The sequence below is a fragment of the Candidatus Limnocylindrales bacterium genome, from assembly GCA_035559535.1.
GTDB lineage: Bacteria > Moduliflexota > Moduliflexia > Moduliflexales > JAUQPW01 > JAUQPW01.
Map to the genome: position 1 here is coordinate 1 of DATMBG010000055.1, position 15,076 is coordinate 15,076.

The 15,076-nt window shown below is 47.4% G+C and carries 13 protein-coding genes and 1 pseudogene; 5 read left to right on the plus strand and 9 right to left on the minus strand.

The genetic code is table 11. The features are described 5' to 3' along the window. Window positions 1-21 precede the first annotated feature (21 nt). The 4 genes and pseudogenes from VNM22_21260 (at window position 22) to VNM22_21275 (ending at window position 3,162) form a co-directional block, all read left to right on the plus strand. The gene (locus tag VNM22_21260) at window positions 22-813 is read left to right on the plus strand and encodes an alpha/beta hydrolase (protein HWP49699.1); all 792 of its coding nucleotides are present in this window, start codon (window positions 22-24) and stop codon (window positions 811-813) included. Between the two features lie 102 nt (window positions 814-915). After that, window positions 916-2,505, plus strand: a pseudogene (locus VNM22_21265) (amidase). Window positions 2,506-2,551: 46 nt separating this feature from the next. Next, the gene (locus VNM22_21270; protein HWP49700.1) at window positions 2,552-2,779 is read left to right on the plus strand and encodes a type II toxin-antitoxin system prevent-host-death family antitoxin; all 228 of its coding nucleotides are present in this window, start codon (window positions 2,552-2,554) and stop codon (window positions 2,777-2,779) included. Further along, window positions 2,776-3,162 (plus strand): type II toxin-antitoxin system VapC family toxin, encoded by a 387-nt coding sequence (locus VNM22_21275; protein HWP49701.1) that lies wholly within the window; start codon window positions 2,776-2,778, stop codon window positions 3,160-3,162. The genes VNM22_21270 and VNM22_21275 overlap by 4 nt, the downstream gene beginning before the upstream one ends. A gap of 539 nt (window positions 3,163-3,701) precedes the next feature. On the opposite strand, the gene VNM22_21280 is transcribed toward VNM22_21275, so the two are convergent. The 4 genes from VNM22_21280 to murG form a co-directional block, all read right to left on the minus strand. Beyond that, the gene (locus VNM22_21280; protein HWP49702.1) at window positions 3,702-3,986 is read right to left on the minus strand and encodes an HU family DNA-binding protein; all 285 of its coding nucleotides are present in this window, start codon (window positions 3,984-3,986) and stop codon (window positions 3,702-3,704) included. 272 nt (window positions 3,987-4,258) lie between these two features. Further along, a complete protein-coding gene (locus VNM22_21285) occupies window positions 4,259-5,752 on the minus strand; it encodes a UDP-N-acetylmuramoyl-L-alanyl-D-glutamate--2,6-diaminopimelate ligase (GenBank protein ID HWP49703.1) in 1,494 nt (497 codons plus the stop codon). Between the two features lie 85 nt (window positions 5,753-5,837). After that, window positions 5,838-6,890, minus strand: coding sequence for a DUF1611 domain-containing protein (locus VNM22_21290; GenBank protein ID HWP49704.1), 1,053 nt, complete (start codon window positions 6,888-6,890; stop codon window positions 5,838-5,840). Window positions 6,891-7,158: 268 nt separating this feature from the next. Next, window positions 7,159-8,277, minus strand: a complete 1,119-nt coding sequence (murG, locus tag VNM22_21295) for an undecaprenyldiphospho-muramoylpentapeptide beta-N-acetylglucosaminyltransferase (GenBank protein HWP49705.1) — start codon at window positions 8,275-8,277, stop codon at window positions 7,159-7,161. A gap of 169 nt (window positions 8,278-8,446) precedes the next feature. Here murG and VNM22_21300 point away from each other — a divergent pair, with 169 nt between their 5' ends. Next, on the plus strand, window positions 8,447-8,692 hold the full coding sequence (locus VNM22_21300; protein ID HWP49706.1) for a hypothetical protein: 246 nt from the start codon (window positions 8,447-8,449) through the stop codon (window positions 8,690-8,692). A gap of 102 nt (window positions 8,693-8,794) precedes the next feature. Here the strand turns inward: VNM22_21300 and ftsW are convergent, their stop codons facing one another. The 5 genes from ftsW to VNM22_21325 all read right to left on the minus strand — a co-directional run bounded on the left by ftsW (window position 8,795) and on the right by VNM22_21325 (window position 14,949). Continuing rightward, a complete protein-coding gene (gene ftsW, locus VNM22_21305; protein HWP49707.1) occupies window positions 8,795-9,988 on the minus strand; it encodes a putative lipid II flippase FtsW in 1,194 nt (397 codons plus the stop codon). A 70-nt stretch (window positions 9,989-10,058) separates the two neighbouring features. Beyond that, the gene (mraY, locus tag VNM22_21310; protein HWP49708.1) at window positions 10,059-11,147 is read right to left on the minus strand and encodes a phospho-N-acetylmuramoyl-pentapeptide-transferase; all 1,089 of its coding nucleotides are present in this window, start codon (window positions 11,145-11,147) and stop codon (window positions 10,059-10,061) included. 25 nt (window positions 11,148-11,172) lie between these two features. Continuing rightward, window positions 11,173-12,741 carry a UDP-N-acetylmuramoyl-tripeptide--D-alanyl-D-alanine ligase gene (gene murF / locus VNM22_21315; GenBank protein ID HWP49709.1) on the minus strand — a complete coding sequence of 523 codons (1,569 nt, stop codon included), beginning with the start codon at window positions 12,739-12,741 and terminating at the stop codon, window positions 11,173-11,175. 20 nt (window positions 12,742-12,761) lie between these two features. Beyond that, a complete protein-coding gene (locus VNM22_21320) occupies window positions 12,762-14,645 on the minus strand; it encodes a penicillin-binding protein 2 (protein HWP49710.1) in 1,884 nt (627 codons plus the stop codon). Next, window positions 14,620-14,949, minus strand: a complete 330-nt coding sequence (locus tag VNM22_21325; protein HWP49711.1) for a hypothetical protein — start codon at window positions 14,947-14,949, stop codon at window positions 14,620-14,622. Before VNM22_21325 ends, VNM22_21320 begins: the two co-directional genes overlap by 26 nt. Window positions 14,950-15,076: the final 127 nt, after the last annotated feature.

Genomic DNA, 15,076 nt, shown 5'->3' on the forward strand with positions numbered 1-15,076 from the left:
GGCGTAAACGGAGGGACGTAAATGCCAGAAGTTCAGTCGCAGGGAATACGCATCAGCTACGACGACCAGGGCCAAGGAGAGCCGGCGCTCCTCTTCATGCCTGGCTGGTGTGGTAGTCGCAGGGTCTTTGACGAACTCGCCCGGCGTTGCGTCCGATGGAGGCGCACACTTGCCATCGACTGGCGCGGGCATGGACAGTCGGAGAGACCCACCGATGATTTCGGCGCCGGTGACCTCGCTACCGATGCCCTCGCCGTGATCGAGGCGAGCCAGGCGGACCTGGTGCTGCCGGTCGCGCTGTCCCATGCGGGCTGGGTCGCTATCGAGCTGCGCCGCAGGCTGGGTGCTCGTATCCCCAAGCTCGTGCTGCTAGACTGGATCGTTCTGGACCCGCCGCCGCCCTTTCTTGGGGCGCTGCAATCGCTCCAGGATCCTGCGCGATGGCAGCAAACGCGCGAACAACTCTTTTCCATGTGGCTTCAGGGACTGGACATTCCTGCGTTGACCCACTATGTGCGGGAGGATATGGGTTCCTACCCCTTTGAGATGTGGGCGCGCGCGGGCCGCGAGATCAGCGGTGCATATGCGAAGGCCGGGAGCCCCCTCCAGGCCCTGGCCAGCCTCGACCCTCCTGTGCCGGTGTTACACCTGTATGCCCAGCCAGAAGACCCGGGATACTTGGCCGCACAGCAGTCGTTTGGTGCCGCGCATCCGTGGTTCCAGGTCTCGAAGCTAGAAGCGCGGAGTCACTTTCCCATGTATGAAGTACCCGGCGAGATGGCAATGGTTATAGAGAGATTTGTTGCGGCTTGATTCATGCGTGCCACGCCTAACAACAGCATCCAGCGGACGGCGCTCCGCGCCGCCGCTGATGCTGCGCGTTAGGCGTTCGTAATATAGATGCAGGGGGTTAATATGAGCAAAACGGTAGATTTAGAAGAAAGACAAGTTGAATTGCTGTGGCAAAGAGTTGCGCCACTTGGGTTGTCGCGCCGGAAGTTTCTGGCTTTGTTGAGCAACGGAGGTGTAGCAGCCGTGCTTGCAGCTTTCCCGCCGTCGGTCTCGTGTTTCCTTGCTAAGCCGGTTAATGAATTAGTCTACGCAGAGACAACGTCGGATGAATGGATTTATACATCGGCGACCAAGCTAGCACAAGCTATTCGTGCCAAAAAAGTCTCTTCGGAAGAGGTGATCAATGCCTACCTCAAGCGCATCGAAGCCGTGAATCCCAAGCTTAACGCGGTCGTGCAACTGACAGGGGATGCAGCCCGTGCCCAGGCTCGCGAAGCTGATGCCGCTCTTGCAAAAGGGGACATCAAAGGGCCGCTTCATGGTGTTCCGATAACGATAAAGGATTCTCTGGACACAGCAGGTATCATCAGCACAGGGGGTACTAAAGGGCGTGCTTCCTTTGTGCCGGTTCAAGACGCACCTCCTGTGGCACGACTACGGGCTGCAGGGGCAATTCTGTTAGGTAAAACCAACACTCCAGAGCTGACACTTGCTTTTGAAACCGACAACTTGGTCTATGGGCGTACGAACAATCCCTATGACCTATCACGTACTCCTGGTGGCAGTAGTGGGGGTGCAGCAGCCATTATTGCGGCAGGAGGGTCGTCTTTAGACCTTGGGAGTGACACTGGGGGAAGCATCCGATTACCAGCCCACTTCTGCGGCATCACTGGTATCAAACCAACCTCAGGACGAGTGCCCAGGACAGGCCATATTATCCCCTTTGGTGGGGCGATGGGTGCGCTAACACAGATTGGTCCATTGGCCCGGTTCGTAGAAGACCTGATCTTGACACTTCCAGTCATTGTCGGCGTAGACTGGGTCGATCCGGAGATCATCCCGATGCCGCTTGGTGATCCTAGAGCCGTTAATCTCAAGAGCCTGCGGGTGGCTTTCCACACGGATAACGGTATTGCGACTCCTACACCCCAGACTATTGAAGTGGTGAAGGCAACCGCAAAAGTTCTCTCCGAGGCAGGCATGGCTGTGGAGGAAGCGCGTCCTAAAGGTATTGAGCAGCACGCCGAGATCTACGGCGGCCTTTTTGCAGCAGACGGCGGTGCTTGGGTACAAAGATTGCTCCAAATGGCTGGAACAACCGAGATGCACTCCTTCATGCAGTGGACGCTGGAGAAGAGATTACGTCCCAATGCAATGACGAACGTCCAGTTCGGGGAATTAATGTTCAAGTGATCCTCGTTCCGTAGTGCCATGCTTTCCTTCATGGAGAAGTATGATGTAATCATCTGTCCCGTGAACGCCTATCCTGCTATACCCCACGATACCTGGCGTGACAAGCTCCCCACTTTTAGTTACACGAGAACCTATAATGTGACTGGATGGCCAGGTGTGGTGGTTCGGGGCGGCACTTCGCCTGAAGGTTTGCCCATTGGTGTTCAGGTGGTGGCTCGTCCCTGGCGTGAGGACGTGGCATTGGCAGTAGCTCAGCATATCGAAACCACTTTAGGAGGTTGGAAGCGTCCTCCGCTTTAGGCATATAAGGATTCCGATATATATAGTAAGATTTGGAGAAGCAACCATGGATACGAAAATGGTTGACGTGCGTGAAGCACAAACGAACTTAACAGAGATATTGTCATTAGTAGCTGTAGGTACAGAAATCATCCTTACTGAAGGGGGTAAGCCGATTGCTCGCTTGGTACCAATTACAGCCCCACGCGTGGCAGGATTACATGCTGGAGCTATCTGGACGAGTGATGATTTCGATGAACCTCTATCGGAAGAATTCTGGACAGGTGCTCCATGAAGTTACTCTTGGATACTCACACCTTCATCTGGTGGGACAGTGAACCAAGCAAACTTTCACCACAAGCTCTGGTTCTGTGTCAAGATCGAGGGAATAGTGTATTGCTTAGTGTTGCAAGTGTGTGGGAGATGCAGATCAAACTCCAACTGGACAAGTTGAGGCTTACCTTACCTTTAGCAGAAATGATTGAAAGTCAGCAGCAAACTAATAATATCGAAGTGCTTCCTATTACGCTCACACACGTTTTGACGCTGGGAGAGTTGCCATCCCATCACAAAGATCCCTTTGATCGTCTGTTGATTGCTCAAGCGAAAGTTGAAGGTGCTGTGTTGGTTAGCAAAGATCCGATATTTGCCATGTATTCCATCCAGGTACTTTGGTAAGCAGTAGGTCTGGCTAAGGGAAACAGGCTTGCAGGCGAGTCTCCCCAAGCTCAGTATCGAGTCAAGCGAAGGAGGGGTGGAGTGCTCGCCTAACACACACTGAAGCTGACGGGAAGGGGGCGCGGAGGGAAGGGGTTGAAAACCACGTCCTGTTCGCCCCCTTCCCGCAGCTTAGCTTTTCCGTTAGGATGTAGCAGGAGGTCACATATTTGGCTGTGATACCTATAGATACGGGAATATCATTTCATTAAAAGTAGCCGGTACAACTATCGGCTTATCCAATTTTTCTATCTTCCAACCCTTTCGGGCTACCGCAGTAACTCCCCTGCCGATCCTTAGTAATTTTGTACCGGTTACTGATGGCAGATTGAAGGAGCAAACGGCCGGATTTGCTTTAGTATAAGAACAATTTTGTATAGCTGCTCTACTCTTTCTGCAACATGTTCACCGAAGATGGGGTATTATAAAAAAGGCCAGACACCTAAACGGCTCTGGCCTTTTGGTAGAGAGCTTATGGGTTCAGCTTAACAACGGACTCTCTACTTTTTAGCTTTGGTTGCTGCTTCTCTAAGTTTAGCTCCGGCAACAAATTTAGGAACCTGTTTGGCCGGAATTTTCAGCTCTTTACCTGTGCTGGGATTTCTTCCTATTCTCGCTTTCCGTTTTGCCACAGAGAAAGTTCCAAATCCTACCAGGGTCACTTTTTCTCCCTTTTGTAGGGCACTCATGATGCCTTTAATGGTTCCATCAATGGCTTTTGCAGCCTGGGCTTTGGTTAAATTTGCTGCTTCAGCGACTCTTGAAACAAGATCTCCTTTATTCATAAGTTACTCCTCCTTGTAAGAAAAATAAAGCTAATTAGGAACACTGTTGACTCCTTGCGCCGGCAAAACCCAAGGAGAAAGGGATCTAATTACCCTGGGGGTTCAGATCCCTCTAGGAAGAGGAATTTAGACAAGGTAGGATTATAAAGTCAACAAAAATTTATAGATAAATAAAAAAAAATATAAATAATGGGGTTATAAGTTTGATGAAAAACCTCATGGGTAGGGCATTTTCGCGGAAAGTCCCTGCCAATAAAAATTTCCAAATTTTTTTAATTTTTGATCTGATTTTTAGATTTAGCTGCAAAAAATTTTTTAACCTCTTCTTTATCACTGAACGGTATTTTTTGATTTCCGATAATCTGATAAGCTTCGTGTCCTTTTCCGGCTAAAACGACCACATCTCCTGGTTGAGCCAGACTTAGGGCCTTCTGAATAGCTTCTCGACGATCCACAATGGACTCAAAGGGGCAGGCGGTTCCTGGATTAATTCCGGCTTCGATTTCTCGAATGATGGCCCAGGGATCTTCGCTACGAGGATTATCTGAAGTAATCAAACAATAATCCGACAGGGTCGTGCCAATAGCTCCCATAAGAGGTCGTTTCCCTTTATCTTTATCTCCTCCACATCCAAATACGGTAATGAGTTTCCCGGTTTTAATACCTCGCGCCGTCTTTAGAATGGTTTCCAGCGCATCGGGTGTGTGGGCATAATCTACAATGACCGGAAATCCCTGGCCACAATCGACCATCTCAAATCGGCCCTCTATACTGGTAAATCCTTCGATCCCTTTTTGAATGGCCTCCAGACTCAATCCCTGGGAGTATCCCACGGCTATAGCGGCTAAGGCATTATACACATTAAATAAGCCCAGAATTTTTAAGTTGATTTCCAGGTGCCTGTCCTGAGGTAATCGAACCTTAAAGGAAGTTCCCATAGGCCCCAGGTGAATATCGTATCCTTGGATATCTGAGGGATTTTGAATTCCGTAAGTTAAAACCGGAGCCCGGGTGGCCTGAACAAACAGAGAGCAGGAGGGATCATCGGCATTAATAATTCCGATTACCTGTTCTTTTTCATAGGCCCCAAGGCTTTCGAAAAGGCGCATTTTGGCTTTTTTATACGCCTCTACCGTTTTATGATAATCCAGATGATCCCGGGTTACATTGGTTAAGACCGCCACATCATAGTCGATTCCATAGGTTCGATCTAAGTCCAATCCGTGGGAAGAGGCTTCCATAATGAAGATATCCACCTGATGATCCCGCATTTGAGCTGCCAAGTGGAAAAGATCTAAGGAAAGGGGAGTTGTATAAATCGCGGGTAATTTCTCATCTCCTATAAAGTATCCGACGGTTCCCACAACACCCGGTTTATGTCCACCGGCTTTGAAGATTGCCCGGATCAAATGGGTCGTAGTGGTCTTTCCATTGGTCCCTGTGACCCCAATAACCTTCATCCCCTTCAAGGGATAGCCATAAAATTTATCGGCCATCCGTGCAAGGGCTTTTTTTACATCCCCTATTCGTACTCGGGTGCAGGGGGTTGTTACAGGGATATCCTTCTCCATAACCACGCTGTTTGCTCCTCTCTGGAGGGCTTCTTCGATGTATTTGTGACCGTCGATCCAGATATTATGGATCAAATACTCTTCCATGGCTACATAGAGAAAATCCTTTTTTACCTGAGTGTAGTCATAGGTAAGACCCTTTATTTCTATATCAACACGTCCACTGATCCAGTGGACATCGGGAATATATTTCAAAAGCTCCTGTAAAAGCATAAGGGTAGGAGAAAGTAGGAGAGTGGAAGCGCATCCTTTCTTCCATCCCCCGGCTTTCTCCTTTTATCTATCCCCGGGCCCAGTTAATGGCATCTAATAATTTTTGTGCACCGAATTTGATACAATCCGTTGTGGGTAATCCCGTTAGAGATTCGGTCTTCTCGATCTCTCGAAGGGCCTCTTCCTTTGTGAGATCAAAACAATTGAGGGAGATTCCGATGACTCTAGCCTTCTTAATAGGTAAAGAAAGGGATTCATAAAGTGCCACGATTTCCTTTAACGGGGGAATGATGATTTTCGAATCCCGGATATATTTACGGGTAGGCTGATGACAAAGGATCATGTGGGAAGGCATTGTACCATGGAGGAGTGACAAGGTTACACCGGAGTATCCGGGGTGGAGAACAGAGCCCTGACCTTCTACCAGGATTAAATCATGACCTGGAGCATTTTCTAAAATCAGTTGCTCGGCAGCACCTGACATAAAATCTCCAATTACCCGGTCAATGGCGATCCCAAAACCTGCTATCATGATTCCTGTCTGCCCCGTGGGGATATAAATTGCTTTTCGTCCCTGCTGATTGGCAAGTTTTGCAATTTCAATGACGGTGGATTTTTTTCCTACCACACAATCACTTCCCACCGTTAAGACGATTTGAGCGGGAACACCGGCGGCAAGGGCAGATCCTACCCGTAAATTATCGGGTGCTTTTCGCACATCCCAGATTTTTCTGTTATGGCGTTTAGCCACTTCTGCAAATTCCGGATCATCTTCAATCATGTAATGCAAGCCGCTGATGATGTCCATTCCGTGCTCTAAGGCAAACAAAATATCCTTTCGCCACTCCGGAGGCAGCCCCCCGCCGCGAGGAGCTATGCCAAGTAATAAAGCCTCGGGTTTAAACACCAGGGCTTCTGAGATACTTTTAACGAAAGGAATCCCTGCTCCTATGCCGATTACCTCTGCTACGTCCTTCTCCGTTCGGGTACTATCGACAACAGCCACAATGGGGTTTTTTCCATATCGAATCATGCCTTCTGCAGTTTTAGAGTGTCCTCGTGCAAATTCTCCTTCTGCGTAAATTAAGATCCTGCTTTGAGGATTATATTTCATGTGCATAACCCGATCTCCCGGCCCCTTCCGATCTGGGCGTTTTCAAGGGTATCTTTTTAACTACCTACCCATCAAGCTAAGAAGGGGAAAAGCCTTATTTTCGGCCTGAACATCCCCTTTGTCCCCTTTCCGGGGCAGGTTTTTGGACCTACCCCCTCCAACTCCCCTTCCCTCGTCCAGCCTGTTTCCAGCCAAAAGGACCCAACCTGAACAGGGTACAGGGGATCTGGTAACTGCCCTTTCAAGCGATCCGGGGAAAGGGCCAGAGGAGAGGTTAAACTGATTTCATCTCAAGGATATTAATCATTTCTTTTAACAACCGCTCGGTTGCATCTACTCTACCCAGAGCCTTACTCCGGATGTGCATATCGTTTAATTTTTCTGGATTTTTAATAAAAGTTATCAGATGCTCGGCCAGAACTTTTCCCGATAAATCCTGATTCAGGATGACTTCAGCAGCTCCGGCAGCAACCAGACTTCGGGCATTCAATTCTTGATGGTTGTAAACTGCGTAAGGGTAAGGAACCAGAATAGCCGGTTTCCCACAGGCCGTCAGCTCTGCGATGGTTGTAGCCCCAGCACGACAGATAACTAAATGGGTTCTGGCATACACTTGAGGGATAGAGTCAATATACTTTTGAAGCTCTCCTGAAAATCCTGCCAGGCGATAACCTTCCACAACCCGATCAAAATCGGCTTCTCCGGTTTGATGAATAAAATGAACAGAATTCTTCCAGGGAGCCAAATAAGGTAAAGCTTCCAAAACAGCCATATTGATTTTGTGGGCCCCCTGGCTTCCTCCGAATATGAGAATATGGAGCTTTCCATCCTTTAAAGGAGGAAATGTTTCCCCGGCCTGAATAATTTCCCGACGGACCGGATTACCGGTCAAAACCGTCTTCCCTTTAGGGAAAAACTTTTCGGTTTCAGGAAAACAGATGGCAATTTTATCTACCGATTTACTGAGCAGGCGATTGGTCAAACCCGGATATACATTGGGTTCCAGGATCATGGTGGGAATTCTCATAAAATAAGCCGCGTAAACCACCGGTCCAGAGGCATAACCTCCGGTTCCCAAGACACCCACCGGATTCAATTCCTTGAGCAACCCTATGGCCTGGAGAAAAGAGCGCGGCAATTTCAAGCAAGATTTCAGCGTTTGCAGAAATGTAGCCCCTTTGAGCCCTGCCACGTCAATGACCCTGAAGGGAAATCCCTCCCCAGGAACAATTTTGGCTTCAAGCCCCTTTTCGGTCCCTACAAAAATAACCTCCCATTCCCGAAAACGCCTGCGGATCTCCTGAGCTAAAGCAATTCCAGGATAAATATGTCCACCGGTCCCTCCCCCGGCGATGACAAAATTACTGGGCAGATAAATACACGTAGGTTCCATGGCTTTAAGGTATTAAACCTTCTGGAAAGGGTCAAGGGTTATTTTTTGAATTTAACGGAAAAAACGGGTTTCCTGAAAAACATAGATATCCTTTGGAAAGTTCTAGTATCCATTCGAAAACAACGGTCTCGGCTGGTCACCAGACCAGGCTGCTTATCACATCAGCCGGTTGTGTGAGCTTTTTCAACTTCATCCTGAGCATCCTGGACTTTTCGAACGGTGGCTGCGACTAGCAAAGCAAGCTGCCATCCACGGTAAGCGTGCTTATGACGCACGGATTGCAGCATTCATGGCTCTCTATGGGATTGAGTTTGTGCTTACCCTGAATCCAAATGATTTTCACGGCTTCGGAGTAAACGTAGTGGAACCGGACACGCTCGTCGACGGTCCCTTAGACCCCCCCTGGTTGAAATAGGTGATCTCTCACCGCCGACTCTTGTCCCAACTGCCTCGCGCAATGGACCGGCAGGGAACAGATTTCGACCTTCGGTTTGCGCTTTCGCAATTCACAAAAAGATTACTTATTTTCTGCATTCCTGGTTACTTTTTTGGAACTATAGCGGGAAATACTCAATAGAATTCCCACGCTGGTGGAGCAGACTAACAGGGAAGAACCTCCGTAGCTGATGAAGGGAAGAGGAAGCCCTTTGGTGGGGAGCAGTCCGGTGACGACCCCCAGGTTGATGAGAAACTGGGTTCCGATGAGTAAGGTAAGTCCAATCGCCATCAACATCCCGAAAAGATCCGGTGCTTGTAAGGCAATCCGAATTCCACGCCAGATTAAGATACCAAAAAGCCCCAGGATCAAAAAACTTCCCAGTAAACCTAATTCTTCACCGATGGTTGCAAAAATAAAATCGGCATAAGGCTCTGGTAGATAAAACAATTTTTGATGCCCCTGTCCCAAACCCACTCCGCTGATCCCTCCGTTCCCCAGGGCAATTAAAGACTGAATGAGCTGGTATCCCGAATCCATAGAGTCCTTCCAGGGGTTCAAAAAGGCCAAAAGACGTTCCCGCTGATAGGGAACTCGCCAAATAAGAAAGCCGAGTCCCGGCCCGGCTATCAGAAAAAGACCCAGAATATATCGCAGGGGAATCCCGGCCACAAAAAAAAGTCCTAGAATGATGATAACCAAATTGATACTGGTTCCTAAATCCGGTTGTTTGAAAATAAGGCCGAAGAAAAGACCTAAAATAATTAGTCCTGGAAGAAAAGTTTTAGAAAAACTTTTAATCTTCTCCTGTTTTTTGCTCAAGACATGGGAAAAATAAAGAATCAAGGCCAGCTTTGCAAACTCGGAGGGTTGAAAGAGGACCGGTCCAATACTTAACCAACGTCGTGCATTGTTGAGGACTACCCCTAAACTTGAGAACAGGGTAAGTACCAGTAACGTGAAAGCCAGAGTCAGAAAAGGGTAGGTTAACCAGCGCAGGTAAGGGTAGGGAATATAGCTAAAAAGAATCAGACTAAACAGGCTGGGTATCAGTACGATCAGATGCTTTTCTAAAAAGAGAAAAGAGTTTTTCCCTCCGAATTTACTACTCACATAGATGGCACTGGTGCTGTAAACCATAACAAGGCCCACTCCCATGAGTAAAAGGACGGTAATAAGTAAGATATTATCCTTCGTTTGGGGTTCGTTGCCTTGTTGTCCGTTCTGGCTTGTTCGTCGTCCCTTATTCAGGGACCTTTGTTTGTTATCCCTCATCGGATGCTTTGTAGGGAGAGTTGAGATAATACCATCATAAATGGTGGAATAACAGACCCTTATCGATGGATTAACGTAGTTTCAGGGTGGCTAAACTGATTAGAGCCAGGATAATCGCGATAATCCAAAACCGAACGATAACTTTAGGTTCTGGCCAGCCTAGCAGCTCGAAATGATGGTGAAGGGGGGCCATACGAAAGACTCTTTTTTTGGTCAATTTAAACGAGGCTACCTGGATAATAACCGATAAAGCTTCTACGACGAATAAACCGCAGATGATAACCAACAGCAGCTCATGTTTGGTCAGAACCGCAACAGTTCCCAAAGCCCCTCCCAGACCTAAGGAGCCGACATCTCCCATGAAGATCTGGGCCGGGTAGGTATTAAACCATAGAAATCCTAATCCGGCCCCGAAGATAGCCCCACAAAAAACCGTAAGCTCACCGGCTCCCCGAACATGCCAGATATTTAGATATTCGGCGATGATGGCATTTCCTGAGAGATAGGACAAAGCGGCATAGGTCAAAACGGCGATAATGGTAGGCCCTATAGCCAGTCCGTCCAATCCATCGGTTAAATTAACTGCATTGGAAGTCCCCACGATTACCAGGACGACCAAAGCGATATAGAAAATACCCAAATCGGGTTGAATTTCTTTAAAGAAAGGAATACTCAGTGTGGTAGAAAAAAAGCCATCGGCCTTAACATAGAGGTAGATCCCAATAGCCAGGGCTACTGTTACCTGAGCCCCCAATTTATATCTGGCCTTGAGACCCAAAGACCGTTTTTTGATGACCTTCAGGTAGTCATCTACAAAACCGATAGCCCCATAGCTGAGGGTAGAAATTAAAGCGATCCAGATATGGGGATTAGTTAAATCCGCCCAGAGCAGGGTAGGTATGATAACAGCAATAAGGATCAAAATTCCTCCCATAGTGGGAGTCCCTGCCTTTTTGTAGTGGGAAGTGGGTCCTTCCTCTCGAATATATTGGCCAATTTGATATTCCCTTAATTTTTGGATAATCCAGGACCCCAAAGCTAAACTGATAATGAGGGCCGTCAGGGTCACACAAAAGGATCTAAAGGTGATATATCTAAAAATCCTTAGAAAGGAAAGAGGTTCATAGACATGAAGAGGGTAAAGGAGATGGTAAAGCATGTTACGTATTCGCCGAATTCCGGGTTCAGTGGGTCGTTATCAATCCTTTAACGATCTTCTCCATTTTCATTCCCCGAGAACCTTTGATCAGTACGGTATCACCTTCCTTTAGTTCGTGCTGGAGTTTTTCTATAATTTGTTCGTGGGAGTCTGCCAGGAATATGCGGTTCGGCTCCATACCTTTTTCCCGGGCTCCCAAAGCAATAAACTGAGAATAGGGACCCAAAACCCAAAGCAGGTCGATCCCCAGGTCTGCAACGGCTTCTCCAACTCCCTTGTGGGCCATTTCACTCCACCTTCCCAATTCCAGCATATCTCCGAGGACCGCAATCTTTCGCCCGACCCCTGGGATCTCTTTTAAGGTTTTCAAGGCCATTTTCATAGAGCTGGGGTTGGCGTTATAGGCATCATTTAAAATGAGGATCCCTTTGTGAGAAATAGTTTCCATGCGCATGGGAGCCGATTGAAAATTTTCTAACCCCCGCTGAATTTCCGACAGATTTAGCCCAAGGGCGTGGGTTGCTGCGGCTGCAGCCAGCGCATTGTAAATATTATGATAGCCCATGACAGGAAGGGTGATGGAGCATTTTCCTCCATTAATCCGAAGGTTAAAGGTATAGGTTTTATTTTCGGAAAGAATTATGTCCGTGGCCGACACATTCGCTTCCCAATTAATTCCAAAGGTAATCAACTTACATCGGACTTCTTGAACCATAGAAGGGAAAAAAGTATCATCCGCATTAAGTACGGCTACTCCATTCAGGGGTAAAGATTGAATGAGCTCCACCTTTGCTTTCATGATGGCTTCAATAGAATCAAAAAATTCTAAATGAGCTCCACTGATATTGGTAATAATTCCTACATCGGGTTCTGCTATTTCGGCCAGGCGTTTAATCTCTCCGGCTTTACTCATTCCCATCTCGAGAACCCCTGCTCCATGGGCATCTGTCAGGGATAGGAGGGATAAAGGAAGCCCGATTAAGTTATTCCAATTTCCTTGAGATTTTAAAGTTATATAACGCTGACTCAGAATGGAGGCAATCATCTCTTTAACCGTTGTTTTTCCATTACTACCGGTAACTCCGATGAGGGGTATGTGGCGGTATTGCATGCGATAAAAATGAGCCAGATTTTGAAGCGCTCGGAGGGTATCTTCAACTTGAATGACAAAGAAATCCGGGTTTAAAGCCTCCCTTTGCAAACGATGGAAAGAGGTTTCGTCGCTGAGAATAACTCCCTTTGCTCCTTTTTGAAGAGCTTCTAAAATAAAATCGTGGCCGTTGAATCGTTCTCCAATGAGGGCTATAAAGACTTGACCGGGTTTTAGAGTACGACTATCGATGGAAAAGCCATCTGGTTCCCCGGTTTTTAACTCTTGAAGAAGTCTGCCCTGAGTAGCCGTTAAGATGTTGTCGATCAGCCTAGCCATACCTGTGGAGACACGGGGTTTTTGAGACACGGAGACGCGGGGACGCAGGGATACAGGGTCCATCTTTATATCCCCGTATTCTCGGGTCTCCGCATTTCTGTATCCTCGTGCTCTCGTATCTCTATATCTCTGTAGTTCTTTATTCTGTCGTTTTTTTATTTTCATTTTCTTTATAATACCTTAAGTCATTGCGATGCAGCCATCTGACGCATGGGTAGTAGGACAGCGGCCTCTGCATCCCCACGTCCCTGTGTTCCCGTGTCTCTATGCCCTCGCATCTCTGTGTCAGCACGTCCTAACATTTCTGTTGCTTCACGTTCCTCACCCGGTGGAACCTCCAGATAAGGAAGGACCCGCTCTACGATTCTTCTAAAGACAGGGGCTGCAATGGTTCCGCCCCAAGGAGATTCTCCTTCCGGTTCATCGATAATAACCGAGACTACAATCTTAGGATTTTCAGCCGGCGCAAAACCTATAAAAGAGGTTACTAGCCGGGTATTTGAATAATTAGAAGTCATAAAGTCAAACTTCTGAGCTGTTCCTGTTTTACCGGCTACCCGATAACCTGGAGTGGCTGCCCGCTTACCGGTTCCTTCTTCAACTACCTGGGTCAAGATTCTGGTCAGGATAGCACTCGTCTCCTTCGAGAGGACCCGACGAACCACCTGGGGTTGATTTTTAAAAACCAACTTCCCTTCCGCGTCTTCAATATGGTCTACGATAAACGGTTTCATGAGGAGTCCACCATTAGCGAGGGTGGCAAACGCCAGAGTCATCTGAATAGGGGTTACCGAGACTTCTTGTCCTATGGAAATAGCCCCGATGGATACCTCAGACCATTTGTCCAGCTCGTGGACAGTTCCGGTTACTTCCCCGGGTAAATCGATTCCGGTCTTCTCACCAAACCCAAAGGCCTTGATATACCGGTAAAAGCGCTCTTCTCCCAGCAATCGACCCAATTTGATGGCTCCGATGTTGCTGGAATGGATCAGAATATCTTCCAACGTCAGGTAGCCGAATGCCCGCCAATCTCTAAAAATACGTCCACCTAAACCCATGGCCCCTCTTTGTCCATCAAAAATATCCTCGGGTCGGGCCAGCTTCTCCTCCAAAACCCCGGCAGTCTGGACAATTTTAAAGGTGGATCCGGGTTCATAATCCCAGGTAACGGCCCGGTTTCGATACCGGTCCTGTCCATAATTCTGAAAACTATTAGGATTAAAGTCCGGCCTATTTACCATAGCCAGGATTTCCCCGGTGTGGGGATTCATGACAATAATCGATCCTCCCCTGGCATGGGTTTCGACAAAAACCTTCTCTAACTCGCTTTCAACCACATGCTGGATGTTTTTATCCAGGGTCAGAATTACATGATTACCTGAATTGGAGGCGGTGAGTTCCCAACTCCGTAGTGAATTTCTCCTGGCATCTGTTTGAATGGAACGCCATTTAGCTTTTCCCCTTAAGTAAGAATCGTAAAAAAACTCGATTCCTTCCAATCCTTTATTATCATAGCCGTTTACATCCCATCCCACAAATCCTAAGACATGAGACGCTAAATTTTTCTGGGAATAAAATCGCTTTGTATCCGGAACCAGAACGATATTTTCTCCCGAAGGTTTTCTTCTATCTCCAGGACCTGCTTTTTCTTCACAACAGGCTTCAAATTCCTCCGGTGACAACTTGCGCTTAATGTACTGGATCGATTCCCCTTCTGAAGAACCTGTAGAAGTTGGCACCGAATTGCCGGTAGGGCTCGATGGTTTCAGGATAACCGAGGTCGTATTTAAACTTACTGCAAGAATATTTCCCTTTCGATCCAGTATCTTACCTCTTACCGGTAATAACCGGATTCGGCCTTCGGACTGTTTGGCCCCTCGCTGTTGATACCACTCTCGATCTATAACCTGCACCTGAATCAACCTGTAAGCAATAGCTCCCAGACAGAGAAAGGTAATGCCCATGAGCAATAAAATACGTTTTCGGGCCTCTGCAAACTCAGCCCCCGTTCGGGCGTTACCCATTTTATTTTCTGTTTCCCGCTTATTCTCCATTTTCTGATGATTCATGGTTGACCATCTTTTTGATATCTACAAATTGAATCTGTCCTTTTTTGGGAAGGACCAAACCTTGCTGCCTGGCTTTAGATTCGATTGAGGTGAGTATTTTTAAACTGTTCAATTCAAGCTCATAAGCCTTTTTTTCCTCTTCGAGCTTTCGTTTTTTTTCTTTTAAGGCAATAATCTCATAATTTAAGGTATTTAAACGAATCTGCTGTTCCACATATAATAGCAGAACCCCTAACAACAACAGACCCCAAATACTGTAAGGGAGAAATTGCCGAAAGCTATAAGCTCCTTTTTTCTTGTCCATTTTAGCCTGGAGGATGGATCGTTTTATCCACCGGGACGGTTTAACCATCCATTTACCATTTTATCTCATCCTTTCCGGTTGTTTTATAAGGAGAACTCCCAGAGAAGGACCTTTTTATGGACTAAGC

Coding starts and splice junctions, on each gene's coding strand:
- VNM22_21260 (HWP49699.1), top strand. CDS start 22: ATGCCAGAAGTTCAGTCGCAGGGAATACGCATCAGCTACGACGACCAG.
- VNM22_21270 (HWP49700.1), top strand. CDS start 2,552: ATGGATACGAAAATGGTTGACGTGCGTGAAGCACAAACGAACTTAACA.
- VNM22_21275 (HWP49701.1), top strand. CDS start 2,776: ATGAAGTTACTCTTGGATACTCACACCTTCATCTGGTGGGACAGTGAA.
- VNM22_21280 (HWP49702.1), bottom strand. CDS start 3,986: ATGAATAAAGGAGATCTTGTTTCAAGAGTCGCTGAAGCAGCAAATTTA.
- VNM22_21290 (HWP49704.1), bottom strand. CDS start 6,890: ATGCACATGAAATATAATCCTCAAAGCAGGATCTTAATTTACGCAGAA.
- murG (HWP49705.1), bottom strand. CDS start 8,277: ATGGAACCTACGTGTATTTATCTGCCCAGTAATTTTGTCATCGCCGGG.
- ftsW (HWP49707.1), bottom strand. CDS start 9,988: ATGAGGGATAACAAACAAAGGTCCCTGAATAAGGGACGACGAACAAGC.
- mraY (HWP49708.1), bottom strand. CDS start 11,147: ATGCTTTACCATCTCCTTTACCCTCTTCATGTCTATGAACCTCTTTCC.
- murF (HWP49709.1), bottom strand. CDS start 12,741: ATGAAAATAAAAAAACGACAGAATAAAGAACTACAGAGATATAGAGAT.
- VNM22_21320 (HWP49710.1), bottom strand. CDS start 14,645: ATGAATCATCAGAAAATGGAGAATAAGCGGGAAACAGAAAATAAAATG.
- VNM22_21325 (HWP49711.1), bottom strand. CDS start 14,949: ATGGACAAGAAAAAAGGAGCTTATAGCTTTCGGCAATTTCTCCCTTAC.